General features: G+C 57.9%; 24 protein-coding genes and 1 tRNA gene. 10 read left to right on the top strand and 15 right to left on the bottom strand.

The window, feature by feature from the left end; translation table 11 throughout:
* The first annotated feature begins 123 nt into the window (after positions 1 to 123).
* Complete coding sequence (locus OHL13_RS12780; RefSeq protein ID WP_317889926.1) at positions 124 to 1,176, top strand: L,D-transpeptidase; 1,053 nt, start codon at positions 124 to 126, stop codon at positions 1,174 to 1,176.
* Between the two features lie 24 nt (positions 1,177 to 1,200).
* Here OHL13_RS12780 and OHL13_RS12775 read toward each other — a convergent pair whose 3' ends face one another.
* The gene (locus OHL13_RS12775; RefSeq protein ID WP_263410509.1) at positions 1,201 to 1,926 is read right to left on the bottom strand and encodes a TetR/AcrR family transcriptional regulator; all 726 of its coding nucleotides are present in this window, start codon (positions 1,924 to 1,926) and stop codon (positions 1,201 to 1,203) included.
* Between OHL13_RS12775 and OHL13_RS12770 the strand changes: the two genes are divergently transcribed.
* From OHL13_RS12770 to OHL13_RS12760, 3 genes are all read left to right on the top strand, one after another.
* A complete protein-coding gene (locus OHL13_RS12770) occupies positions 1,915 to 2,619 on the top strand; it encodes a VOC family protein (protein ID WP_263410508.1) in 705 nt (234 codons plus the stop codon). The two genes, OHL13_RS12775 and OHL13_RS12770, sit on opposite strands and share 12 nt — an antisense overlap.
* Positions 2,620 to 2,725: 106 nt before the next feature.
* Positions 2,726 to 3,469, top strand: coding sequence for a DUF3108 domain-containing protein (locus OHL13_RS12765; RefSeq protein ID WP_263410507.1), 744 nt, complete (start codon positions 2,726 to 2,728; stop codon positions 3,467 to 3,469).
* Positions 3,470 to 3,499: 30 nt separating this feature from the next.
* On the top strand, positions 3,500 to 4,345 hold the full coding sequence (locus OHL13_RS12760; RefSeq protein WP_263410506.1) for a hypothetical protein: 846 nt from the start codon (positions 3,500 to 3,502) through the stop codon (positions 4,343 to 4,345).
* A 69-nt stretch (positions 4,346 to 4,414) separates the two neighbouring features.
* On the opposite strand, the gene OHL13_RS12755 is transcribed toward OHL13_RS12760, so the two are convergent.
* Entirely contained in the window at positions 4,415 to 6,163 is a 1,749-nt protein-coding gene (locus tag OHL13_RS12755) for an aspartyl protease family protein (RefSeq protein ID WP_263410505.1), read from the bottom strand.
* Between the two features lie 560 nt (positions 6,164 to 6,723).
* Here OHL13_RS12755 and OHL13_RS18725 point away from each other — a divergent pair.
* Positions 6,724 to 7,440, top strand: coding sequence for an ATPase, T2SS/T4P/T4SS family (locus OHL13_RS18725; protein WP_399256082.1), 717 nt, complete (start codon positions 6,724 to 6,726; stop codon positions 7,438 to 7,440).
* Here the strand turns inward: OHL13_RS18725 and OHL13_RS12750 are convergent.
* Positions 7,391 to 7,467, bottom strand: a tRNA-Val gene (locus OHL13_RS12750). The genes OHL13_RS18725 and OHL13_RS12750 overlap by 50 nt on opposite strands.
* Before the next feature lie 180 nt (positions 7,468 to 7,647).
* On the opposite strand from OHL13_RS12750, the gene OHL13_RS12745 reads away from it, so the two are divergent.
* Positions 7,648 to 8,223 (top strand): CDP-alcohol phosphatidyltransferase family protein, encoded by a 576-nt coding sequence (locus OHL13_RS12745; RefSeq protein ID WP_263410504.1) that lies wholly within the window; start codon positions 7,648 to 7,650, stop codon positions 8,221 to 8,223.
* A 74-nt stretch (positions 8,224 to 8,297) separates the two neighbouring features.
* On the opposite strand, the gene OHL13_RS12740 is transcribed toward OHL13_RS12745, so the two are convergent.
* The 6 genes from OHL13_RS12740 to hscA form a co-directional block, all read right to left on the bottom strand.
* Complete coding sequence (locus OHL13_RS12740) at positions 8,298 to 9,953, bottom strand: hypothetical protein (protein ID WP_263410503.1); 1,656 nt, start codon at positions 9,951 to 9,953, stop codon at positions 8,298 to 8,300.
* A gap of 203 nt (positions 9,954 to 10,156) precedes the next feature.
* Positions 10,157 to 11,596 carry a radical SAM protein gene (locus tag OHL13_RS12735; RefSeq protein WP_263410502.1) on the bottom strand — a complete coding sequence of 480 codons (1,440 nt, stop codon included), beginning with the start codon at positions 11,594 to 11,596 and terminating at the stop codon, positions 10,157 to 10,159.
* A 6-nt stretch (positions 11,597 to 11,602) separates the two neighbouring features.
* Positions 11,603 to 11,860 (bottom strand): hypothetical protein, encoded by a 258-nt coding sequence (locus OHL13_RS12730; protein WP_263410501.1) that lies wholly within the window; start codon positions 11,858 to 11,860, stop codon positions 11,603 to 11,605.
* A 507-nt stretch (positions 11,861 to 12,367) separates the two neighbouring features.
* Positions 12,368 to 13,090 (bottom strand): prolipoprotein diacylglyceryl transferase, encoded by a 723-nt coding sequence (locus OHL13_RS12725; protein WP_263410500.1) that lies wholly within the window; start codon positions 13,088 to 13,090, stop codon positions 12,368 to 12,370.
* 47 nt (positions 13,091 to 13,137) lie between these two features.
* Entirely contained in the window at positions 13,138 to 13,575 is a 438-nt protein-coding gene (locus tag OHL13_RS12720) for a 2Fe-2S iron-sulfur cluster-binding protein (RefSeq protein ID WP_263410499.1), read from the bottom strand.
* 5 nt (positions 13,576 to 13,580) lie between these two features.
* Positions 13,581 to 15,554: a Fe-S protein assembly chaperone HscA gene (gene hscA, locus OHL13_RS12715; protein ID WP_263410498.1), complete on the bottom strand. Its 1,974-nt coding sequence runs from the start codon at positions 15,552 to 15,554 to the stop codon at positions 13,581 to 13,583.
* 110 nt (positions 15,555 to 15,664) lie between these two features.
* On the opposite strand from hscA, the gene OHL13_RS12710 reads away from it, so the two are divergent.
* Positions 15,665 to 16,096 carry a VOC family protein gene (locus tag OHL13_RS12710; protein ID WP_263410497.1) on the top strand — a complete coding sequence of 144 codons (432 nt, stop codon included), beginning with the start codon at positions 15,665 to 15,667 and terminating at the stop codon, positions 16,094 to 16,096.
* A gap of 67 nt (positions 16,097 to 16,163) precedes the next feature.
* Here the strand turns inward: OHL13_RS12710 and hscB are convergent, their stop codons facing one another.
* Positions 16,164 to 16,775 (bottom strand): Fe-S protein assembly co-chaperone HscB, encoded by a 612-nt coding sequence (gene hscB, locus OHL13_RS12705; protein WP_263410496.1) that lies wholly within the window; start codon positions 16,773 to 16,775, stop codon positions 16,164 to 16,166.
* An 80-nt stretch (positions 16,776 to 16,855) separates the two neighbouring features.
* On the opposite strand from hscB, the gene OHL13_RS12700 reads away from it, so the two are divergent.
* Positions 16,856 to 17,596, top strand: a complete 741-nt coding sequence (locus OHL13_RS12700; protein ID WP_263410495.1) for a 3-oxoacyl-ACP reductase family protein — start codon at positions 16,856 to 16,858, stop codon at positions 17,594 to 17,596.
* 57 nt (positions 17,597 to 17,653) lie between these two features.
* Here OHL13_RS12700 and OHL13_RS12695 read toward each other — a convergent pair whose 3' ends face one another.
* From OHL13_RS12695 to OHL13_RS12675, 5 genes are all read right to left on the bottom strand, one after another.
* The gene (locus tag OHL13_RS12695; protein ID WP_263410494.1) at positions 17,654 to 17,884 is read right to left on the bottom strand and encodes a hypothetical protein; all 231 of its coding nucleotides are present in this window, start codon (positions 17,882 to 17,884) and stop codon (positions 17,654 to 17,656) included.
* A gap of 4 nt (positions 17,885 to 17,888) precedes the next feature.
* A complete protein-coding gene (locus tag OHL13_RS12690; RefSeq protein WP_263410493.1) occupies positions 17,889 to 18,356 on the bottom strand; it encodes a HesB/IscA family protein in 468 nt (155 codons plus the stop codon).
* A 72-nt stretch (positions 18,357 to 18,428) separates the two neighbouring features.
* On the bottom strand, positions 18,429 to 18,848 hold the full coding sequence (iscU, locus tag OHL13_RS12685) for a Fe-S cluster assembly scaffold IscU (protein WP_263410492.1): 420 nt from the start codon (positions 18,846 to 18,848) through the stop codon (positions 18,429 to 18,431).
* A 90-nt stretch (positions 18,849 to 18,938) separates the two neighbouring features.
* Positions 18,939 to 20,192, bottom strand: coding sequence for an IscS subfamily cysteine desulfurase (locus OHL13_RS12680; RefSeq protein WP_317889925.1), 1,254 nt, complete (start codon positions 20,190 to 20,192; stop codon positions 18,939 to 18,941).
* Between the two features lie 57 nt (positions 20,193 to 20,249).
* Entirely contained in the window at positions 20,250 to 20,705 is a 456-nt protein-coding gene (locus OHL13_RS12675; protein WP_263410491.1) for an RrF2 family transcriptional regulator, read from the bottom strand.
* A gap of 194 nt (positions 20,706 to 20,899) precedes the next feature.
* Here OHL13_RS12675 and OHL13_RS12670 point away from each other — a divergent pair, with 194 nt between their 5' ends.
* Positions 20,900 to 21,061 (top strand): hypothetical protein, encoded by a 162-nt coding sequence (locus tag OHL13_RS12670; RefSeq protein ID WP_263410490.1) that lies wholly within the window; start codon positions 20,900 to 20,902, stop codon positions 21,059 to 21,061.
* A 42-nt stretch (positions 21,062 to 21,103) separates the two neighbouring features.
* Entirely contained in the window at positions 21,104 to 22,864 is a 1,761-nt protein-coding gene (locus OHL13_RS12665; RefSeq protein WP_263410489.1) for a DUF885 domain-containing protein, read from the top strand.
* Positions 22,865 to 22,905: the final 41 nt, after the last annotated feature.

The raw sequence follows: 22,905 nt of genomic DNA, 5'->3' as shown, positions 1-22,905 counted from the left end.
GCGCTGCTTTGACCGCTTCTTCTGCAGTCGCCTGAAGGCCTGTAATCGTCACATCGAGCGCGACGGAAAGGCGAAAGGATTTCGTGCGAAACGAGTTGAACGGTAGGTCGACAGAAGTGCCGGATGTATGGATCTCGGATAGAATTTTCGCTAACTAGCTCACGCGAATCGGCAATGGAGACAATGGGATTTCGGCAAACACGACGTGAGGTCCTGCTTGGAGGCGCGAAGTGCGCCCTGCTTTTCTGGAGTTACCCTCGCAATTTGCGGGCTCAGGCAACCGTGCAGGGTATCGATCGCTTCTCCGACGCGGTGCAAAGCCTGAAGCCGGGAGAGTTCCTTTGGGCGCCATCCATCGCCCCCTCCGGACCGGTTTTGGCCATAGTCAGCCTGCCGTCGCAACGGTGTTATGTCTATAGGAATGGCGTGCTCATCGGGATTTCCACTGTATCTACTGGCAAGGTGGGCCATGAAACTCCTACAGGTGTCTTCACCGTTCTCCAGAAGCAGGTCCATCACAAATCCAACCTCTACGACTCGGCGCCTATGCCCTACATGCAGCGGCTCACCTGGTCGGGCGTGGCAATGCACGCAGGCAATCTTCCCGGTTTTCCCGCTTCCCATGGATGCGTCCGGATGCCCATGGCTTTTGCAAAGCTGCTGTATGCCACGACAGCGCTAGGAATGACGGTCGTGATTACGAAACTGGACGAAGTTCCGAGAATCGCGCCCACGCCGGACCTGCTTCAGAGTGAAGCTTCTACGGCAAAGGCGGAGGATGGTGCTTGGATCTGGCTGCCGGAGAAGTCGACGAGTGGTCCAGTCTCGCTCATTCTCAGTGGCGACGATCGCAGATTGATCGTTCTTCGCAATGGGATACTGATTGGATCTTCTCCTGTAACGATTGCCGGAGAGATCACAGAGACCGCAGCGTATAGCTTGACACAGGTCGATGCCAAAGGATTTCACTGGATGCAGCTGCCCCTGCCTGGAGAGAACTGGGTTGGGAGCAAAGAACTGAGCGACTCCGAACGTCGTCGCGTTCGCATCCCAGATGCGTTTCGCGCGCTGCTGGACGGTGAACTCACCCCAGGGGTGACGCTGGTAGTGACGACGGACTCCCTTCGAGCCGGTGCTACCGGCCGCAGCCTGACGGTGTTGGAGGCGCAACCCTGACGTTGACGAGTGCCTCTGCTTCCCCTACTTCGTCGTAAGCAGTCGATCGAAGATGGAACAGATCAGCTTGCGGGTCCCCTTGACGGAGATCTCCGATCCAAGCAGGCGTTGGCTGACGGCCAGGCCATGGGCAAAGCTAAGCATCGCCATCAGGAACTCGTTCGGAGGCAGGGTGAATTGGATGCCAGGTTGTTGAGCCAGTTTCTTGAGGATCCGCCGCCCATCCTTCAGCATGGCGCGGTACAGCTCGATGTAGGTCTGGCGCATCTTCTCGCTGCGTAACGCGCCAGCCTCAAATTCCGCTTCCAGGATGATCCATTCCGGGTCTGTGACCCGATCCGCCAGCGCTTCGCGAAGACGCTTCAAGAGGCTCTCCACGGGTTCATCGCTTTCAAGGATCGTTCGGAACACGCTGAACCGCTTTTCCTGATCGTCCCGCACGATGGTGAGAAAGAGATCCTCTTTGTCGGTGAAGTTGCCGTAGAATGCACCCCGGGAAAATCCTGCTTCTTCAGCGATACGCTCCGCAGCAGCATCTCCGAGTCCCTCGCGCAGAATGTGGCGCCGCCCCGTCTCGATGAGGCTGGCGCGCGTCTGTGTCTTGCGCTCCTGACGGGAGCGCCTTCTCCGGGGCGGTTCGCAGGCAAACTTAACGGCACCCTGGATGCGGTTACCACTACGGTGAACAACGCAAACGATCTCGTGGTTGGGATCAAAGAAGGCAAAGGCGTCGCCGGCGTGTTCCTGCACGACCCGGAGACGGCGACCAACGTCCGACAGGCAGTTACCAATGTCAGGGACGCGTCCTCCGGGTTAAACCATGCAGCAGGGCAGGCCGACCTGCTCGTCTCCGATCTTCAGTCGAGACAGCTTGGCGTAAAGGTCGATCAGACCATGGCAACCGTTCAGAATGCTGCCACCAATCTGGATATGACATCACAGCAGGTTCGGCAAACCGTATCCGGGCCATCGAGAGCTACAAGAACGAAAACGTTCGCGTGGTCGCCTACCTGTCCGCCAGGGTCGTTTATCTATCCGCCACCATATGGCTGGCTGTCAATGAAGGGTGATACCACTCCTCGCAAGTTGAACGGTATTCTGCCTCACCGCAAGGCGGTGCACCAGGCTATTTGGGCGGCTGTAGGTAAGAGCGGGCATCCTTGCGCCGTTTCCATTGGGCACGGAGCAATGGATTCCAGAAACAATCTTTCTGGCAGTAAGCATAAGCCCACTCATAATGCTGTTGCGAGCGGCGCACAGACCCGCAGTGTGAGCCTGATCGTGAAGAACGCGGATGACGTTTATGTGCGAGCCAAGAGCGCCGGAGCCGAGGTGGTGGAGCCTATTGAGGACAAGCCATTCGGTGGCCGCGGCTTCGCTTGCCTCGATCTGGAAGGCCATATCTGGCACGTACTGACATACGATCCGTGGGCGCCGCAGTAAGGAGGTCCTGACCGATAACCGACAGGTCCTTATCGGGTTGGATCGGGTGTATGGTCGGCAATTGGGAAATAATGAATAATTCACTGGACTTCTTAAGGAGCTTGCGATGAATCTTTCTGCTCATTTTGCCGCTGTATTTCTCGCGCTGTGCCTGCCGTGCTGCTGTTCGGGGCAGGATGCGGTTGCCGCGTCCAGTGCAGCGGTCGTTCCGGATGGTTCAGTGTTGGCGCTGGGCGATTCGTGTTACACGATTACCTCAAAGCAGGATGGGGCAGAGCGGTCAGTTGGCGCGGTGTTCCAGCGCATTCAACGCCAAGACATGAACGGTGTCGATGTATTAGCCGTCATCGTGCATCAGCATCTTTCCAGCGGCAAGTTCGACATGCGTGACAGCTTTCTTCTGCGCAGAAAAGACCTTCGTCCAATTCGCCTGGATACGGAGCGCAATGGAGCGCCACATGTTCATCTGGATTATGCTGCGCATCGCATCTCGGGATGGAAGATGGTGAATGGAGTCAAAGAACCTATCGACCTTGCATTGGATGGCCCTGTATGGGATGGGAATCTCTGGGGTGTCACCTTTGCGGCACTGCCGCTGAAGGCAGGTGGTGACTATCGGATTCCGACTTACCAATATGACAGTGGGAAGGGTACGTTTCTTGTCACTGTGAAGGAAACAAGAAAGATCGAGATCCCCACGGGTGTTGCGGATGCCTGGGTGCTCGAAGCTGGTTTGAAGGCCGACGAGCGTGTTGAGTATCTGGTCGGCAAGAACCCGCCTAGAGATCTTGGATATCTGGCCGGACCTATGTCGCAGCATATAGGTGGAGACTGTAGCGGCATTCACTAGACGTTTTTCTATCTGCGGAGGATACAACAAATGACAGTTGCCAGGCATTGCGCGAAATTGATGGCGCTACTTCTTCTATCGGCTGGATCTGCTATCGCAGCATCTTCAAAAGCTTTCAAAGCTGACAATGCGAGCGTTCTTGTTCCACACGTGCAGCAGGGACAAACACTCAGCGACATCACCTATCGCGTGATTGCATTACATGGGGCAGGATTTGATGACCGTGTGGTGCAGATGCCAGCTACAGGGACATTCACGTTTCAGCCAAACAACGATCCGTCCACAATCAAGTGGACGTTTTCAGTACGAATGGATGGAAAGACAGTCATTGAGAATGTGCCAGGTGAGTACCGCGAGGATGGCCGTGTCCAATGCGTTAATGGCCAGTGCAATGAGATGACCGATGCGAGCTCTCCCTTCTACAACCCCACATTTTGGGGTAAACCAGTTGGTCCGCTAGCTCCGGGAAAGACCTGGAACGTCGAGCTAAAACAACCCTGGGAATTGGGGCCAGCGGGGATGCAAACGATCACCGTCCTTTCGGTTGATCATGCAAGCGGAATTGTTGTCCTCAAGCGAGAAGGCGAGGGAGTGGGCCCTTATGAGGGAAAACATGACTCAACTACGGTGAAGAAGGACGGTAAGGTAATCCGGGTTGATACCAAATATGGCAAGGCGCATTGGGTGGGGCAGGCAGTTTTTCAGCATGGCATTACGGTCAGCGACGAGTTGTTGACCATTACACCGGTCGAGGTGTCATCTCCCGAAATTGGAACTGTTCACGGAGAAGAACGCCAATATATGTCTCTGCTTCAGCATCCAAATCCTATACCTGTCTCTATGACTGTAGATTCCTCTGTGGATGTCCTTCGATAGTAGATATTCAAGGCGACCGTATCAGCTCGGTGATACGGTCGCCTTGAATGCCGGTCTAACGGCTTGACATCATTGCCGTATCAAGTCCGTCGGCACCTGCAAGTCCCCACTGGTTGGCAAGAGTTCTCTCAGTGTGACCAAAAAGTGCCTTCGCTCACCGTTACGCAAAACATCGAGGTTCAGCCGTGTTCCTGCGGGTTGTGACAGCAGCTCTTGAATCTCGGAGAATGGCTGTCCACTGACCGGTCGATTGTTAATCGCGATGACCTGATCGTGGTCCTGAACGCCTGCCGATGCCCCCGGTGAGAACTCGTTTACTGACGTAACGGAGATGTCTCCCTTCTCGGTCATGTCGAGGTGAATTCCTGAGCGGTTGTATGGCATGGAATAACCAAAATCCGGAGATCGTTTGAGATAAAGAGAACGATGCTCGTAGTCGAAGGTCATGATGAAGTTACGGAAAATCTGAGAACCGAGATTCCCTGCGACTCGTGTCGAAGCAAATGCCCCGCCGGTAGCGGAATGCAGTTCGGTCAATGGGCGCTGCACCGTAAAGGGTCCGATTGAGAACGAGTTCACACGTGTCAACAGCGTGGATGCGCTGCCTCCGACGCCTCCCTGAAAACCCTCGATGCCTGGAGTTTGGATTGGTAAAGGATGGGCAGAAAGGAAAGATCCAAAGAGTGTCAGCGCGCCATCGTCGCCGGTGTCGATTCCAAAGTATCCAGGCACACTGTCCACCGATGCTGTGACGAAGCAATTCCGACCGTTGAAAAGTAGCTGTACCCTAGTGCCACGGTCGGCTTCTCCTGTCTTTCCAGGCAACGCAATCGTTAGCTCTCGACGGTGATAGTCGATCTGTACGAGGAAGCGGCGCAATAGCTCATAACCGATCAATCCGGCAACGGGTGCTTGTTTGCCGTTGTCGATGAACGTGCGAGGCAGCGGAAGGATAATAAAACGCTGATCGGCGAGTTCGGCAGAACCGACCCGGTACGTTCTAATGTGGGCCAGATGCGCGCTGACCTGGCTATTGCCAACGCCATTTGCAGATAGATCACCCTCCGTGGCTACCTGAAGACTTTTAGCGGCTTCAGGCGTGAGCACATTCAGTGCGCCCGAATCGAGGACAAAAGGAAGCGGTGGCTTTCCGTTGATCGACACGTTCACGACAATCATCCCGCCTTTCAGGAGGAACGGGATCGTCGTTGATTCTCCTGCCAGAAGCTGCGCATCATGCACCGTCGAGATGGGCGGTGCAAAATCCTCTTTTGTGAGTCCTGTGCGCACACGGAACTTGGTGATCGTCATTGTAACGTCGCTGCTTGGATCTCCTGTGGAACTACGCTGGACAAAGGGATACCAGATGCCGTTTACCTGGCGGTAATCAGAGAAATAGGTTGTGTTCTCTCGCTGGTGGCCATCGAGCCAAACCACTCTGGCCAAGCGGTGCGTGTCAAAATCTATCCACAACGTCAAGGCGTGCCCAGCAGGTGGTTGGACCTTGACCAAATGAAAGGACCTGTCACCCACCTGTCGAGAATCGAGGTACACCGGAGGAACACTGGAATCAAGCTGAAACCAGCCATTGCGATCTTCGTACGATTGGGTAGCGGTGTCAGCAAGTGCTTCGGGGGCTTCTTGAACTGAGACTAAGCCTTTTTCGTCTGCCCACCAACTTGTGGCCTCTTCTGTTCCTTGCTGACCGCGCGTCGTTCCTGCGTCATACGTCAACACATCACGGCCGTTTTGGAGATCGATGATCTGATGGAACGTGCCTTTAAGACCACCCATGTCATAGCTGCCAGAAACTTCCATGCCTGGCACTCCGTTCCACCCCTCACCACCGGTGGCAACATACATCTGCCGCAAGAGAGAAGATGCGTTAGGTGTAGTCCTGGTTTGAGCGGATGAGCTTATACAAAGAACGAGCGCGGCAGCAGTTAGCGCCCATAATCCAGATCGCGAGGCAGGCTCCAGAAACATGCCCCATCATGCCGTATTATCTTGAATCTGATCAATCTGAATGCTCGACAATGTCAGAGGCAAGCAGGGGAAAGCATCCCTCACGCTCACGGCCAACGTGGAAGGTGAAGCAAGGCTCTGATGAGCGCTTTTCTTGCTCACTACCCTCAGCTTCCTGCTTGACGCACTAGAGGGTCGCAAGCGCGTCCAGCGTCGAGCGATCTCCTTTCTGCTTCTTGATGCAGACCGTTCCAGGTCGTGACGCCAATCCTGGTATCGGTTTGGAGAAGAATTGTAACCCGAGCTTCTATGCTGATGCCGCTTCGAATAAGGCGAGGCTGTGGCAGCCCATCGTCGTTTTGACGAAGGCGGTCTTCGTGGTCGCATTATCCTCGATTTCACGGGGCTGAACACTGCTTGAATCGCTGGTCCTCGGGGTAGGATGCCGGATTCCGAGAGCTCTTGTCGCACGTCTGGCTGCCACCATTCCGCCAATCGTGAACCCTGCTCCACTTATGACGATACGAAGGTACGCCTCGCGCAACTTTTCGATGGACGACCTGATCGCGCGCGGGATGCTGCCCCGCGGCCAGGCCGCCGATTTGGCCGGGCCGTGGAACGGGGAAAGAATGTCCTCATCTCCGGGGGGAACGTCGACCGGCAAGATAACCCTGCTCAATATGCTTGCAGACGCTATCCCCGCGCAGGAACGCATTTTGATCATCGAGGACGCGGCAGAGTTACATATACATACCAGGAACTACCGTAATCGACTTCTGAACCCTCTTGCCAAATGGCTGGGATTGCCAAGACTAAACTTCCAGATCCTGCGTCGGACCATGGCAACACAAGCGCAGAGAATGGGGTCAGTGAAGGACATCCAGGCGCACCTCAGGCATGCAAAGGCAGATACCACGGCCAATGAGTACATGCAGGAGTTACCGGAGAGCGTAAAGAAGATGGTCGGCGGGGTTTATACCATGCTTAAGAAAGGAGGAGATTCGGAAATAAATTTGAAGCATTTGCCGCAAAACGCCACAAACTTTTTCTGGAGAGCAAGCTGTAAGTGCTTGAAAGGAATGGTAGGCACGAGCGGATTCGAACCGCTGACCTCTACCGTGTCAAGGTAGCGCTCTAACCAACTGAGCTACGCGCCTGCGAGGTCGTTGAACACATTACTGCGTCCACTCGACAATTGTACCAAAGAAAGCGGGGGCTTCCCTCTGCGATCCGGATTGTTCTACCTCCGGAAGCGTTTTCCTGTCGTCTGCCGCAACACTTTGATTCAGAAAGAGAAAGGCTTTTGCCGCGCGTTCCTTTAAGATGCATCTATCGCTGTGAACATTTTTGCTCAGTTTCGTACGGCCCCGAACCTTCTTACCCTTCTGCGTCTCTTCCTGGTGCCCTTCCTGGTCATCCAGATCTTTGACGGCAACTGGTCGCTCGCCCTTGTTCTGTTCGCCGCGGCCGGACTCTCAGACGGTCTGGATGGTCTGCTGGCGCGCAAGCTGAAGCAGCGCACCACGCTGGGAGAGTACCTTGACCCCATTGCCGACAAGTTGCTGCTCTCCACGCTCTTCCTGGTGGTGACGCACGAGGGGCTGGTGCCGCGCTACGTTACGGTGCTGGTCTTCAGCCGAGATCTCGGCATCCTGCTGGTCTGCACGCTGCTGTACGTAACCAACACACTGCGCGATTTCCCTCCCAGCCTGCTGGGAAAGGTCAACACCGGCGTTCAGATTCTTACCGTCATCCTGATTCTTGTGCACCAGGTGTGGTTATGGCTGCCGTTCCAGATGCCGATTAGCATGCTGCTGCGGGCGATCTCGATCATTGCGCCCATGTCGGCCGTGCAGTATGCGTGGGCTGTCGCGCGTCGCGTGCAGGAGAAGTCAGCCGCCAGCGTCGCCTGAAAGGTTCATGATTAAACAACTAGAGGTGCGGGGCAATCATCTGCTCCCGCACCTCTGGCTATTTATAAGAAGCGCTACTTTCTGCGGCGGCGCTTCCGGGTTGGAGTGGCTGTCCGCTTGCGGCCGTAGGCTTCTCCGTGCGAACGGATGGTCGCGGGATCGAAGCTCCTGGAGCCGACAGCGGGGTTGGTTGCGCCCGGAGGCAGCAGGATGGAATCAACGCCCCTGCCCATCTGCGAACCGATCCGCGTTTCAATGCGGGATGGGTCAATGCCCTTGTCCTGCTTGAGATAGAGGCTCACATTCAGGCTGCGCTCCGCACCGGTCTCTGCTGATTCGCCGGTATCGTAGTTGCCCAGCAGCACCAGCTTGGCATCGCCTTCGCGGGCCATGACCAGAGCAATCTCATCCAGGCAGGCCTTGGCCTCGTTGTCCACGCGCACAGGCCGTCTGCGGTCGCGAGCGAAGGAGACACTGCACAGGTTGCGTGAGGACGGCAGTGGTGGCGGCGGAGGAGCCGTCACACTTACGGTCGTGGTGGCTGAGGCGGTCTTGCCCTGGTCATCCACAACCGTGCAGTTCACCGTGATGGTGGCGGGTGTGCCGCCTGCCTGCAGGGTGCGTGTGCTGCCTTGGCCCGTAAGCTGACCGCTGGTTGAGGTGAAAGTGTAGCTGAGCGGACGGTTCTGCGGGCTGCGTCCTGAGGCGCTAACCGTTACAGACTCACCGATCTTGACGCTGCCGGGGCTGGCCGAGCAGGACACTGTGGGGGGATCATACGGACGCACCGTGAAGTCGCGGGAGCAGTCAGCCTGCTGATAGCTCTTGCCACCTTGTGTCAGATGACCCTTGACGGTATAGGTGCCTGGCGCCAGGTTAGCGGTATCCAGGTTTGCACCATCGCCGGCAACTGTCAGCTGTCCACCGGTCGTGGTCCAGGTATAGGTCGTCTTCTTCTTCGGGTTCAGGTTGACCGTCGCCGGTTCAATCCGGATTGGATCGCCGGGGTAGACCTGGCTGGGCTCCACCTCGCACGCCTCGGAGACGGCCAAGGGTGTCTCAACATTGCCCAGGCGCATGACCAGGCCGCCGGAAAGCTTGATGGCCGGCATGTTCAGGATGCCGGTATAGTTGGCCGCGGCAGGTGTAGGCGTAGCGCCATAGTTGACGTGGGAATACTGGAAGTCCGCCTGGATGGGACGCAGAGCGAAGGTCTCATTCCAGAACCGGAAGATGTAGTCCACACCGCCGCCTGCGGTTACGCCATAGCCCCAGGTAAGCGGCTGCAGAAATGGTCCACGGGTGCGGGAGCCGCCGCCGAGTACATGCGCGAAGGGTGAAAGGTGGCCAAGCCGCACGCGGTATACCGGACCGCCCTGCAGCGTGTAATTGGACTGGTCACGTGAGGAGCACGCGCCACCGATGCACTGACCAAAGGCTCCACGCGGGCTATCGGCGGAAAAGTAACCAACTTCGCCCTGGATACCCCAGTGCTGCGTCAGGTACCCCGTCACGCTTATGGTCATGTTCTTGTTGTAGATGGAGTTGAAGGTCTGTCCGTTGATGGAAGTATTGATCGGTTTCAGATAGCCATAACCGGCATAGATGTCGATGCGGGAAAACTTCTGTTCCGAGAGTCCGGATTTGGTAGCCTGTGCCAGAGCTAGGGGGGAGCAAAGCAATAACGCGGCAGACGCCAACGTGCAAAGGAAACCGCGAAAAACGTTCATGGATTTACCGTCCTGTTGGGTAAAAGGCAAAAAAATCTGCAGTAGCCGTAAAGCAGTTATGTCGCAGGTGGACACACGAATGCGCATCCACGCGACGGGGTGAACCTCACAGGGGAATGAGGGAAGCCTAGCACGTTTGAATGAACGTTTGCTTCTTTTCGTCTTATCAAAAAAGGACAGGAACCAAACGCGACAAGCCTGTCTTACTGGCTGGACGAAAATACCGAGGTCAGCGCGCTCTGCTGCAGTGCCCGCAACGGAGCCAGCCGTGACTGCTCCAGCCCATCGCGGTAGAACATGTTGTAGGTATCAAAAGGGATCAGCCGTTTGGCGTCCGGATGCGCGATATGGATGCAGGTCTTGCGGATGGACCGCAGGTCGAAGCTTTGCGCATCGATAAACTGCACAATCAGAATGCGAAACAGGTTGTCATACCCCAGGCTCGGAGCGGCAATCTGCGGCAGGCAGCACAGCAGCTCCCGCAGGGTGCTGGCCTGTGCCATGGGGGACAGGTTGGTGGCAAACAGCTTGAACAGGTGGTCGCGCACGCCCTTCTCGTTCTCGTAGATGATGGTGTTCCGCGCGCCCTCAATCAGCACCTCCGGCGGCACCATGTGGGTCAGCGGAGTCACCTTGCCGCCCATCTTCAGTGCATAGCCCATGGCCAGTGAGTCCGGATGGCAGGGGACCGGGATAATGTCCTCAGCGGCGAAAGTCTTCGTCTGTTCCAGAATGCGGCGGCGTACTTCCGTGAGTGTGAGCCGGTTGGCGCCGGAGTCGAAGTTGGTGAGGCGGCCTGCCTGCTGCACCGGCTGGAAGGTTACGCCACGGACGCAGGGTTGCTGCAGCGCGAACTCTACGATGTCGCCAAGCTCGCTGTCGTTGATGCCACGAGCCACCGTCACCACCAGCGTGGTGGAGATGTTGAACTCATTCAGGTGCTCCAGGGCCTTCTGCCGGATAGAGCGCAGATCGGCCCCGCGCAGCTGCATCAGCGGATCGCGCCTCATCGAATCGAACTGCAGATACAGCTCGAAGCCCGGCATATACCCGGCCAGGCGCTTCACAAACTCCGGCTCCTGGGCAATGCGAATGCCGTTGGTGTTCACCATCAGGTGCTTGATGGGCCTGCGCTTGGCCGCGTCCAGGATGGCGAAGAACTCGGGATGAATCGTGGGCTCGCCGCCGGAGATCTGCACAATGTCCGGCTGGCCCTCATTCGCGACGACCATGTCCATCATGCGCTCAATCTGTTCCAGCGGCCGGAAGCTGGTGCGGTGCGGTCCGCTCTCGGCATAGCAGATGGGGCAGGTCAGGTTGCAGGAGTCGGTGACCTCAATCAGTGACAGGCAGGAATGCTGCTCGTGGTCCGGGCATAGGCCGCAGTCATACGGACATCCATACTTCACCGGGGTGTTGTAGTGCAGCGGCATCTCCGGCGGCTTCAGAAAGATCTCGCGGCAGCGACGGTAATAGTCCACATCATCGGCCATCAGCACACGCTCAAACCCATGCTGCGGACAGCGCTTCAGCATGTAGACCTTGTCGTCCTCAAAGACAATCTTCGCGTCCACCCGGCGAAAGCAGGTGGTGCAGATGGAAGTGGCGGTGTCATAGAAGAGGTAGGGGCGTGTCTGTGCCATGGGGTGCTATGAAAACCATTTTCTTAGAAGGTTGACGAGGGCTGCGAAGAGAGTTCCAAGTAGTCCCAGGACACAGCAAAGTCCGAGGATGAAAGAGAAAAGACCAAGCGCACTGACATAGTCGTTGGGATAAAGTTTTGCGCTGATGCCACATAGCCCAAACGAAATGAGCAGGCCAGCGCCGAAGAGTGCGAAGTAGAAGCCCAAGCCGCGTGTCTTCTCAGGTTCGGGTATTTCGCCGGAGGGAGTGGGGACGATGGACATCGCTCTTAGCTCAATTCTTGGAGAAAATCCCATGGACAGCCCAAACGATAAGGCAAAGGACAAAGCAAATCAACGAGCCTGCCATGCCCACGAGTGAGAATACGGCTAGGCCGCCTTCATCGTTTGTCTTCAGGCTGATGCCGCAAAGTCCCAGCGAAACAAGGAAGCTCACGCTGAAGAGCAACAGCCAGAAGCTGAGTCGGCGGGTTTTGGGTGGATGCGCTGTATCACGATCAGACATATCGGAACCGTGCGGTCAGCATACTTGGTCAACCTCGGAAGCTTGAAGCAAATTCACGCACAAGCCAGATGAGGCCGACGAGGATCAAGCCAGCAAGGCCGATTATTATGCCCGCCAGTTCAAGGTATGCGGTGAGGATAAAGAAAGATCCGATAGTGGGCCGATTACGAGAGCGTTGGCACCGCATAATCCAAGCGAAATGCTAAACAGACACCCAAAGATAGTAGCTGCTTTCGCTAGTCCCGTCTGATCTTTCCACGGCATCTTCATATTCTTCTCCTCGCAAAGAAAAGCGCGTCGAGCAGACAAAAGCACAGCCCACCCACGCACGCCCACTGAATCGCATTCAATCCATGCAACAACGGCTGCGGCTTGATGAAGTCTATGGCGAATCGCCACGTAAGATATCCCGCAAGAAAAATACGAAACAGCACACCCTGCGCATGTGGCTTTCGTGAGACCCGCACGATCACCGCAGCCAGCACCAGCAGAAATACAATCTCGTAAAGCTGCGTTGGATGACGCCGTACGCCATCTCCAAAGTCCACACCCCATGGCAGGGAAGTAGCTTTGCCATAGGTGTCATCCGCGAGCCCGGCCAGAAAGCAACCGATTCGGCCAATCGCGATACCAAGACATAGCGGCAGCGCAAACAGGTCGCCCGTGCGCTGGCGAATGCCGCTGAGCCACTTCACCAACTCCACCGCAAGCCATCCGCCCAGCAGGCCGCCGACAATCGTCTTGCCGCCGCTGCCGAAGAGCATCTGCTTCCAGCTCATCGCCGCCAGCAGTGGCCACTGCTCCAGCAGGCCAAGCACACGGCTGCCTACCACCGCGCCTACGATGGCTGCGGCAATCACGTTCCAGCGTTGTGTCTCCTGCAGAAAGTCGCCCTGGCGGCGCTTGGCATAGCGATAGGCTTGGAATCCGCCGGCATAGGCCAGCGTCTCGAAGACCGGATGCAGCGCAGGATGGAAAAGGCCGGGCACTTATCGCTGAGTGTACCCGGCCTTTCTGCTGCAGTCTCTAGTTGGATTTACTTCTTGTCGTTGGCGAGAGCTAGCGGCTTGCCTTCGCTCACGTAGTTCCGGTTCCAGCTCGGAATCTCCACGGTGTAGGTGCCGGGCTTCTCAATCACGGCCTGGCAGCCAAGGCGTGAGTTCAACTGCGGTCCGGCGGCCTGGTCAATGCGGTCCAGCTCATCGTCCTCGGGCTCGGAGAGACCGGCTTCGCCTTCCTTGATGTAGACATGGCATGTCGTGCATGCGCACGATCCGCCGCAGGCGTGGTCCAGGAAGATGTGATAGTTCTCGGCTACGTCCAGGAAGCTCATCGGCTTGCCGTGATGGTCGTAGGGCAGCGTGCCGAACTTGAACTCGACGGTCTTGTTCTCCGGCAGGAAGGTGACGCGCACCATGTCGGCGGCGGGCGGCTTGCTCAGGTCAACTTCAGGAAGCGTTGTGTTCTCTGACATATCTCTTAATCCTTTTTCTCTTCTGGCTTCTGGGTTTCGCTGATGTGGGCCGGAGCGAACGGATGCGGCGCCGTAGGGCCCTCTCCCATTTTCTCACCGGCGGCCTGCATCGTCTGCCCGGTCAGTGCACCGGCTACGGCGGAGTCCATCATCAGCTCGGCAAAGCGGCGGGTGGCCTTGTCCAGGCCGTCAATCGCCGTGCGAATCGTCTTGTAGTCCGCACCCACAATCGCGGCATTCAGTGTCTCTTCCGCGGCAGAGATTGCCGCCAGCTCCTCGGCCGTCAGTTGCTGCCACGCGGCGTGATTCTTGCCTTTGGCCACGGCGTCCTGAATCACGGAAGCCTCATTCTTCGCCTCAATCAACTGGCGCTCGGCCAGGTCGGTTTCGGCATTGTCGAAGCTGGCGAGGATCATCTCTTCCACCTGCTCGTCCGTAAGGCCGTAGGTGGGTTTGACCTCGATCTCCTGCTCTTTGCCGCTGCGCTGTTCGCGAGCGCTGACGTGCAGAATGCCGTTGGCATCGATCAGGAACTTCACCTCGATGCGCGGCATACCGGCGGTCATGGGAGGGATGCCCTTCAGGTCAAAGCGTGCCAGTGAACGGCAATCCTTCGCCAGTTCGCGCTCGCCCTGCACCACGTGAATGGCGACGTTGGTCTGTCCATCGACGCCGGTGGTGAAGTGTTCGGTCGCGGAAGCGGGAATGGTGGAGTTGCGTTGAATGATCTTCGCAACCACTCCGCCGAGAGCTTCGATGCCCAGCGAAAGCGGAGTTACGTCCAGCAGCAGCAGGTCTTCGGTCGCGGCCGAGCCGCCGGCAAGAATGTCCGCCTGCACCGCCGCGCCCAGGGCAACGACTTCGTCAGGGTTCAGCTCAGTGTGCGCCTTCTTGCCACGCGGGCTCAGGTTGAACAGGGTATCCACCAGCGCACGGACGGCGGGAATGCGTGTCGATCCGCCCACCAGCACGACCTCATCAACCTGCTCCGGCGTGAGGTTCGCATCTTTCAGAGCTTGTTTTACAGGACCAGCGGTGCGGGCGATGACGTCGGTGATCAGACCTTCGAACTGTGCGCGGCTGATGGTGCGCTGATACTTCGCCCCGCCGGGCAGTGTGGCGTCGATGCGCGTCTCCTCCTCAGAGGAGAGAGCGATCTTTGCATCGATTACAGCCTTGCGCACCGCCTGTACCGTCTGCGGATCAGCGGCGAGCGCGGGATCGATCTCGTTGGCAATCTCATCCAGCGCAATGGCCATCAGCAGGTTGTCGATATCGTCGCCGCCCAGGTGCGTATCCCCATTAGTGGAGATCACCTCGAAGATGCCATCCTGCAGCTTCAGGATGGAGACGTCGAAGGTACCGCCGCCCAGGTCATACACCGCGACAAGACCTTCCTTGGCGCGGTCCAGGCCATAGGCCAGCGCGGCAGCAGTCGGTTCATTCACCAGGCGAAGCACTTCAAGGCCCGCAATACGTCCAGCATCTTTCGTCGCCTGGCGCTGCGCATCGTTGAAGTACGCGGGCACGGTGATCACGGCCTTGGTCACCGGCTGCTGGAAGAACCGCTCTGCGTTGCGCTTCAACTGACCCAGCACCAGCGCGGAGATCTCCGGTGCGGTCATTTCGCGCGGGCCCACCTTCAGACGCAGCATCTCGCCCGCCTGGGACGCAATCTGGAACGGGAAGAGCTTCAGTTCGTCCTGCACATCCTCCAGGCCACGGCCCATCAGGCGCTTGGCGGAGTAGACTGCCGATCCCGGGTCGCTCAGCAGAGTGCTGTGTGCGGCGTTTCCAATCAGTGCTGTGCCATTGGCAAAGGCCACAACGGAAGGAACAATCGGAGAGCCGTCCTCGCCGGGAATCACCACCGGCTGCTCGCCCTGCATAAACGCGACCAGCGAATTGGTCGTTCCCAGGTCGATGCCCACGACGCGGCCCGCGGGCTGAATGCTTTCAATTTGCAAAAGGTCTGCCATAAATTTGGTTGTGGCCAAATGGCCTAACACTCTATTGTCGCATCTGTACGCGTAGATTCGATGATTCCGGCGGCTCTGCCGCTGCACTTCCGCGAAAGGATTTCCTCGAAATGTCCAGCCCCGCAGCGAAGGTCCCCTCCACCGTCATTCCCGGCATGCGCTATCGCGACTGCCTCGCCGCCATCGAATGGCTCTGCACCACCCTCGGCTTTGAGAAACAGGCCGTTTACATGAGTGCGGACGGCATCCGCGTCGACCATGCGCAACTTACCTTCGGCAACGGCATGATCATGCTGGGTTCGGAGGGAAAAGAAGGCGAATATGCGAAGTACGCCGCCATGCCGGATGAGTTGGGAGGGCGCGAAGTTCGCAGCGTCTCACTGATCGTGACTGACTGCGTACCGGTGTATGAGCAGGCGAAGTCGATAGGCGCGCAGATCGTTTTTGATCTGGAGGAGAAGCCTTACGGCGGCAAAGCCTTCACGTGCCGCGATCCCGAGGGCTATCTATGGCACGTGGGAGAGTACAACCCTTGGGCTTAGCAATTGGTCTGTCATCTCTCCACTTCGCGCTATGCGCTTCGGTCGAGATGACAAAGTTGAGAGGAGTTTATTCCAACGCCGCGTTGACATCCCTCACCAGGTTCCGGGCATAGCTCCTGCGGTTCAGCAGGGCTACCATGGCATCGCGAGCCTTGGTCTTCGCGGCCTCGTCGTTCGCGTCGACGGCGGCATCCCAGACAGACCATAATGATTCCAACTCACTCTGCGCGCTGGCCAGCATGCCTTCAAAGTTCGTCTTCGCGGTCTCAAGGTCCTTGCGCAGTTGCGGGTCGTCGTCGCCCATCTGCTTGTTCATCTTCATCTCTTCCAGCTGCATGTTCAGCTCGAAGGCCTCTTCCAGTAGCTCCGGTGGGGCCACCTGCTTCTTCGCCGTGCCCGCAGCCTTGGCCGCATCGGTCGCCGCGCGCGACTGTTCCTCAAGCTGCACACCTTCCAGCGCCAGCAGGTACTCCGTGCGTGCGATGGATTCTTTCAGCGTGCGGTAGGCATCGTTCAGCAGGGAAGACTGGCGCAGAGCCTCTTCCTGCTCCGCCGCGGGCTTCGATGCAAAGCGGTCCGGATGCAGCTTACGGCTCAACGTGTAGAACTGCTTCTCCAGCGCAGCCGTGTCTACGTGCAGATGGCGGGGAAGCGAGAAGAATTCAAAGTAATCGCTCATCGCTTTTCAGTGTAGCGGTTTATGCTTAGCCAACGCTGTTTCGAGTCTTTCCCTCATCCCACAATTTCAGGAACAAATCCATGTCAGATCTCAGCGGAAAGTCTGCCTTTGTCACCGGTGGTTCGCGCGGCATTGGAGCCGCCATCGTCAAGCGCCTGGCCTCCGATGGCGCAGCCGTCGCCTTCACCTACAGCAGCGCCGTCGCACCCGCCGAGGCACTTGTCGCAGAGATCGAGAGTGCAGGCGGAAAGGCCATCGCCATCAAGGCCGACTCCGCCGACCAGGACGCCGTGCGCTCCGCTGTGCAGCAGGCAGCAACGGAATTCGGCAAGATCGACATCCTGGTCAACAACTCCGGCATCATCGTGCTCGGGCCCATCACCGAGATCAAGCCGGAAGACTTCGAGCGCATCCTCGCGGTCAACGTGCACAGCGTCTTCACGGCAACGCAGGAAGCAGCGCGCCACATGCCGGACGGCGGCCGCATCATCCACATCGGCTCGGTAAACAGTGATCGCATGCCCTTTGTCGGCGGCTCGGTCTACGCGCTTACCAAGGGAGCTATCTACAGCTTCACCAAAGGCCTGGCGCGCGATCTTGGGCCACGCAACATCACGGTGAATAACATCCAGCCAGGTCCCGTAGATACGGATGCGAATCCCGCGAGTGGTCCGTTTGCCGAGGTGATGCTCGGCCTGATGGCGCTGAAGCGCTATGGCAAAGCGGAAGAGATTGCAGGCATGGTCAGCTATCTCGCGGGGGCGGAGGCGGGATACATCACCGGAGCGAATCTGCTGATCGACGGCGGCTTCGCGGCGTAATCAAGACAGAAGGGCTGACCATGCGGCCAGCCCTTCTGTCTTGGTCTTTCGCTGGGATCACCGATAAGGGCACGGCGTATTTAGCTGCACAATCAGAATGACTGCGAAACAAACCGCTGCCAGTGCTGACGAGATATACCAGCGGCTCAGGCGAACCGCAGCAAACACTGTCGCCGGAACCGAGATAGCGGCAATGGCAAGCAACGCCGGTGTGGAGAGATAGCCATACCGCGCCATGTCCAGCGTCAGCGCAAGCAGGATCATCGCAATGGCAATCGGAAGGCGCATCGGTTTATGCCGTAAAGCTTGATCCGCAGCCGCAGCTCTTCTGCGAGTTCGGATTGATGAAGTTGAAGCCCTGGCGCATCAGCGTCTCTTCAAAGTCCAGGATCATACCCGTCAGGTAGATGAAGCTCTTCGGATCGACGAAGACGCGCACGCGCTCCGTCTCATGCTCGAACTCCCACACACGATCGCGCTCGCGGGGTTTCGAATCAAAGCGAATGGAGTAGCTCAGCCCCGAGCAGCCGCCGCCGGTAATGCCCAGTCGCAGGCCGGCCTCAGTGCCGTTGATGCCTTCCTTGCGCATCGCCAGTGCGATCTTCTTCAATGCCTTCTCCGTCACAGAGATACCAGCGGCCTTTGCATTAGCCTCTGGAGCGAGGACGGGGGTAGCGATCGCAGACGACAAAACACCGGGTTCAGGCGCTGGAGCGCTCATCGCGTTACTGGTCACCGGGTTGATGGAAACAGTCGACATAAAACAATCCTTCATCTGCGCGAAAGCCCCACGCCTCGGTCAAGGCATGGGGCCGCGCAATCTTGAAACCAATTAGTGAGCGGCAACAGCGACCGAAGCCGTCTCTTCCACGCCCTTCTTCTTCTTCCAGTCGCCGATGGCGGCGCGGATGGCGTCCTCAGCCAGCACCGAGCAGTGGATCTTCACCGGGGGAAGCGCAAGCTCCTTCACGATGTCGGTGTTGCTGATGGCCAGGGCCTCATCGATGGTCTTGCCCTTCACCCACTCGGTGGCGAGCGAGCTGGAAGCAATGGCCGAACCGCAGCCGAAGGTCTTGAACTTTGCGTCCTCGATCACCTGCGTCTCGGGATTGACCTTGATCTGCAGGCGCATCACGTCGCCGCACTCGGGTGCGCCAACCAGACCAGTGCCTACATCTTCGGATGCCTTGTCCAGGGTGCCAACGTTGCGGGGGTTGCTGTAGTGGTCTACGACCTTATCGCTGTATGCCATTTGAATTCCTCCCTCACGGGTTCCTTGAGTCTTTAGATTATCCAACCGGAGTGAAAGGTTCGCTCCGTAAATGTTTGTCTTGCACCGTTCTTAGTGCGCGGCCCACTCGATCTTGCTCAGGTCGATACCTTCCTTCACCATCTCGTACAGCGGCGAAAGCTCACGCAGCTTCTGCACCACGTCGATCAGCTTGTCGGCGACGTAGTCGACCTCTTCCATCGTGTTGAAACGGCCCAGGCCGAAGCGGATGGAGCTGTGTGCCACATCGTCGCCAAGTCCCAGAGCCTTCAGTACATAGCTGGGCTCCAGCGTGGCCGAAGTGCAGGCCGAACCGGACGAGACGGCAATGTCATTGATGCCCATCAGCAGGCTCTCGCCCTCCACGTAGACAAAGCTCATGTTCAGGTTGCCGGGCAGGTGGTGATCCATGTTGCCGTTGACGTGAACGTAGTCCAGAACCGACTCGAAGCGCTGCTTCAGGTGATCGCGCATGGCGATCAGGCGGGCGGTCTCTTCTACCATCTCCTCGCGGGCGATCTCGCAGGCCTTGCCCAGGCCGACAATGCCGGGAACATTCAGCGTGCCCGAACGCATGCCGCGCTCGTGGCCTCCGCCGTTGATCTGCTCAGCAATCTGTACGCGCGGATTACGGCGGCGAACATACAGAGCACCTACACCCTTGGGTCCATAGATCTTGTGGCCCGAGAGCGAGAGCACGTCAATGTTGTCCTTGATCACATCCACCGGAATCTTGCCGACAGCCTGTACGCCGTCGGTGTGGAACAGGACACCCTTCTCCTTGCACAGCTTGCCAATCTCGGCGACCGGCTGGATGACGCCGATCTCGTTGTTGGCGTACATGATGCTGACCAGGATGGTCTCCGGTGTGAAGGCAGCCTTCAGGTCTTCCAGGTCCACCAGACCATCTGCCTTTACCGGCAGGTAGGTGACCTTGTAGCCCTGCTTTTCCAGCTTCTTACAGGTGTCCAGCGTGGCCTTGTGCTCGGTCACCTGGGTAATGATGTGATTTCCGCGCTCGCGGTACATCTCGGCGATGCCCTTGATGGCCAGGTTGTTGGACTCGGTCGCGCCGGAGGTGAAGATGATCTCCTTGGCGGTAGCGCCAATCAGCTTGGCTACCTGCTCGCGGGCGTTCTCGACAGCCTGTTCCGCTTCCCAGCCAAAGCTGTGGTTGCGGCTGGCGGCATTGCCGAAGATGGTGGTGAAGTAAGGCATCATCGCCTCCAGCACGCGCGGATCCAGCGGCGTGGTGGCGTGGTTGTCCATGTAAATGGGCAGCTTCACACCCTTCGGAACTTCAACGGTAGCGGCAACAGTGCTCATAACTCTTGGTGTTCTCCTTACAATCTTTTACTGTCCGTAAATCCAAAACTTGTTCGCTTACAGCGCAATGGAGACCAGGCCGCCGCCCAGGGTCGATCCTGCGGATTCCAGCGGCTCAATCAGGTCGGCGATGGTGATGGCGCTCAGCAGGTCCTTGATGCTGTCATTGACCTTGCGCAATGGTTCTTTGATGGTGCAATGGCCCGCCAGGTCGCAGGCGCCGTGGATGGTGATGCAACTGGTAATGAACAGCGGACCATCAATGGTGCGGATGACTTCAAACGCGCTGATCTCGTTTGCAGGCCTTGCCAGCGCATAGCCGCCGCGGGTGCCTGCGGTAGAAACCAGAAGGCCGCCCTTGGCCAGCGTCTGCAGAATCTTCGCCAGCAGCTGCGCCGGGATATGGTAAGCCTCGGCAATATCCTTGGCGCTCTGCGCGCCGTCGTCTACGTGCTCAGCTAAATACTTCAGGGCCATCAGCCCGTAGTCCGCTTTTTTGGTCAGTCTGAGCATGCTTGATCTCTAGGGTCGACCGCGCCCGCAAGGGTGGCCGATATAGGACAAGTCTAGTCGAGGATGAGGGAGAAAGCAACACCTATCAAATAATAATAATTATCAAACTTGGCGGTTCACGTTGACAACCCGCCCATCGCGGGGCAAAATCCGAGTCATCCAGCCTGCTGTAGGCGCGCTGGACTGAATACACCATGACCCTCGACTGCAAGCACCCTCAGGTCCGTGTCGTCTCCAGAGATGAAGACGCCGAATTCGTCGAATGCCTCCAGTGTGGAGAAGTTTTCGACTCCGAAGAATTCCACGATATGCAGATTGAAGACGAGGTCCTGGCCAAAGAAGACGAAGACCTCTAAACAAGGCCTTGCGTTCGCGCCGGGCTTTGCTATCGTCTTGCCATGCGTACCCTTCCTGCCCTCCTGCTCACCGGCACGCTTGTGACCGCAACGCTGTCGCCTGCGGTTTTCGCCCAGACCTCTGTGGCGGACCGTATCGCCCAACAGAACAAACTGTTTGAAGACCAGTTCCAGGACGGGTTGCGCCGGTCTCCCCAGCGTGCCACGGCCTACGGTGACTACCGCTATAACGACAAGCTGGACGATGACTCCCTGGCGGCGATCGCGGACGCGCATCAGAACCAGCTCAAATATCTCGCCGCGCTCGACGCGATTTCGACCGCCGGGTTTCCCGAGCAGGACAAGCTGTCGCACGACCTGATGGTGCGCAGCCTGAAGACCGCGCTGGCCAACTATGACCTGAAGAATTACGAGATGCCGGTTGACCAGATGGGCGGCCCGCATTCGGATCTGGCAGACCTGCCCAACGCAGTTCCGCTGGACTCGGTCAAGCATTACGAGGACTACATCGCGCGGCTCCACCAGATTCCGCGGGTTTTCGAACAAAATATCGAGATCATGAAGGCCGGCGAACGCGACCACCTGATGCCGGTGAAATTTCTGCTGGAAAAGGTTCCCGCCCAGTGCGATGGGGTTATTGCCGCGAATCCTTTCCTTAACCCCATAAAGAAATTTCCGGCCAGTTTCTCGGAAGAGGACAAGAAGCGCCTGACGGCCCAGATTACCGATACGGTCAACCAAGAGGTCTTCCCGGCCTACCGCAGCTTTGCCGCATTCGTGAAGAACGAGTACGCTCCGCATGGACGCACCACGCTGGCCATCACCTCGTTGTCTGAGGGGAAGAAGCGCTACCAGGCGGCTATTTATAGCCGTACTACCACCAACCTGCCTCCAGCGCAGATTCACCAGATCGGTCTGGACGAGATTAAGCGGATTGAGGCGGAGATGACGCAGGTAGCGAAGCGCGCCGGTTTCAGTGATCTCGCCAGCTTCCGGGCCTCACTCAAGGACAACCCGAAGTACATTCCCAAGTCCGAAGAAGAGATTCTCGACAACTTTCGCCGGGCCATTGCGCAGATGGAGCCCAAGCTGCCGCAGCTCTTCGGCCTTCTGCCCAAGTCGCCGGTCACGGTGGAGGCCATTCCTCCCTACCAGGCGGCGATGGCGACCCACTACCAGACCGGAACGCCGGATGGAAAGCGCCCGGGCCGTGTCTCGGTCGCTGTTTCGGACTTTCAGCACCGCGACACCATCAAGGACGAGGCCGTGGCTTACCACGAGGGCATTCCCGGTCACCACATGCAGCTCTCCATTCAGCAGCAGCTTACGGGGTTGCCCAAGTTCCGCATGCGCGGCGGCAACTCGGCGTATGTCGAAGGATGGGCGCTTTATGCGGAGGAACTCGGCAAAGAGGTTGGCTTCTACCAGGATCCTGTCTCTGACTATGGCCGTCTCAGCTCGGAGCTCTTCCGCGCTGTACGTTTGGTGGTAGATACCGGCATCCACGACCTTGGCTGGTCGCGCGAACAGGTGGTTGAGTTTATGCGTAACTCGCATGCTGTCGATGAGCCTACGATTCAGTCTGAGACTGACCGCTACATCGCATGGCCGGCGCAGGCTCTCAGCTACAAGCTTGGCCAGCTGAAGATCGTCGAGCTTCGCGCCCGCGCCCAGAAGGAGCTGGGGCCGAAGTTCGACATCCGCACCTTCCATGACGAAATCCTGAGTGGCGGCGCCCTGCCGCTTGATGTTCTGGATGCTCGTGTCACCGGCTGGATCGCGGAGCAGAAAGCCGCAAAGTAGTTGCGACTCCCGGCTGTTCTGCGGTTGCAGAATGGCCGGGA

This window comes from Terriglobus tenax (assembly GCF_025685395.1).
Lineage (GTDB): Bacteria > Acidobacteriota > Terriglobia > Terriglobales > Acidobacteriaceae > Terriglobus > Terriglobus tenax.
The sequence above is the reverse complement of the archived record's forward strand: the minus strand, read 5'-3'. Positions and strand labels throughout refer to the sequence as shown.

Excerpts from the sequence above, each read along its gene's own strand:
- OHL13_RS12780 (WP_317889926.1), top strand. The coding sequence starts at position 124 with ATGTATGGATCTCGGATAGAATTTTCGCTAACTAGCTCACGCGAATCG.
- OHL13_RS12765 (WP_263410507.1), top strand. The coding sequence starts at position 2,726 with ATGAATCTTTCTGCTCATTTTGCCGCTGTATTTCTCGCGCTGTGCCTG.
- OHL13_RS12760 (WP_263410506.1), top strand. The coding sequence starts at position 3,500 with ATGACAGTTGCCAGGCATTGCGCGAAATTGATGGCGCTACTTCTTCTA.
- OHL13_RS12755 (WP_263410505.1), bottom strand. The coding sequence starts at position 6,163 with ATGGAAGTTTCTGGCAGCTATGACATGGGTGGTCTTAAAGGCACGTTC.
- OHL13_RS12740 (WP_263410503.1), bottom strand. The coding sequence starts at position 9,953 with ATGAACGTTTTTCGCGGTTTCCTTTGCACGTTGGCGTCTGCCGCGTTA.
- OHL13_RS12735 (WP_263410502.1), bottom strand. The coding sequence starts at position 11,596 with ATGGCACAGACACGCCCCTACCTCTTCTATGACACCGCCACTTCCATC.
- OHL13_RS12730 (WP_263410501.1), bottom strand. The coding sequence starts at position 11,860 with ATGTCCATCGTCCCCACTCCCTCCGGCGAAATACCCGAACCTGAGAAG.
- OHL13_RS12720 (WP_263410499.1), bottom strand. The coding sequence starts at position 13,575 with ATGTCAGAGAACACAACGCTTCCTGAAGTTGACCTGAGCAAGCCGCCC.
- hscA (WP_263410498.1), bottom strand. The coding sequence starts at position 15,554 with ATGGCAGACCTTTTGCAAATTGAAAGCATTCAGCCCGCGGGCCGCGTC.
- OHL13_RS12710 (WP_263410497.1), top strand. The coding sequence starts at position 15,665 with ATGTCCAGCCCCGCAGCGAAGGTCCCCTCCACCGTCATTCCCGGCATG.
- hscB (WP_263410496.1), bottom strand. The coding sequence starts at position 16,775 with ATGAGCGATTACTTTGAATTCTTCTCGCTTCCCCGCCATCTGCACGTA.
- OHL13_RS12700 (WP_263410495.1), top strand. The coding sequence starts at position 16,856 with ATGTCAGATCTCAGCGGAAAGTCTGCCTTTGTCACCGGTGGTTCGCGC.
- OHL13_RS12695 (WP_263410494.1), bottom strand. The coding sequence starts at position 17,884 with ATGCGCCTTCCGATTGCCATTGCGATGATCCTGCTTGCGCTGACGCTG.
- OHL13_RS12690 (WP_263410493.1), bottom strand. The coding sequence starts at position 18,356 with ATGTCGACTGTTTCCATCAACCCGGTGACCAGTAACGCGATGAGCGCT.
- iscU (WP_263410492.1), bottom strand. The coding sequence starts at position 18,848 with ATGGCATACAGCGATAAGGTCGTAGACCACTACAGCAACCCCCGCAAC.
- OHL13_RS12680 (WP_317889925.1), bottom strand. The coding sequence starts at position 20,192 with ATGAGCACTGTTGCCGCTACCGTTGAAGTTCCGAAGGGTGTGAAGCTG.
- OHL13_RS12675 (WP_263410491.1), bottom strand. The coding sequence starts at position 20,705 with ATGCTCAGACTGACCAAAAAAGCGGACTACGGGCTGATGGCCCTGAAG.
- OHL13_RS12670 (WP_263410490.1), top strand. The coding sequence starts at position 20,900 with ATGACCCTCGACTGCAAGCACCCTCAGGTCCGTGTCGTCTCCAGAGAT.
- OHL13_RS12665 (WP_263410489.1), top strand. The coding sequence starts at position 21,104 with ATGCGTACCCTTCCTGCCCTCCTGCTCACCGGCACGCTTGTGACCGCA.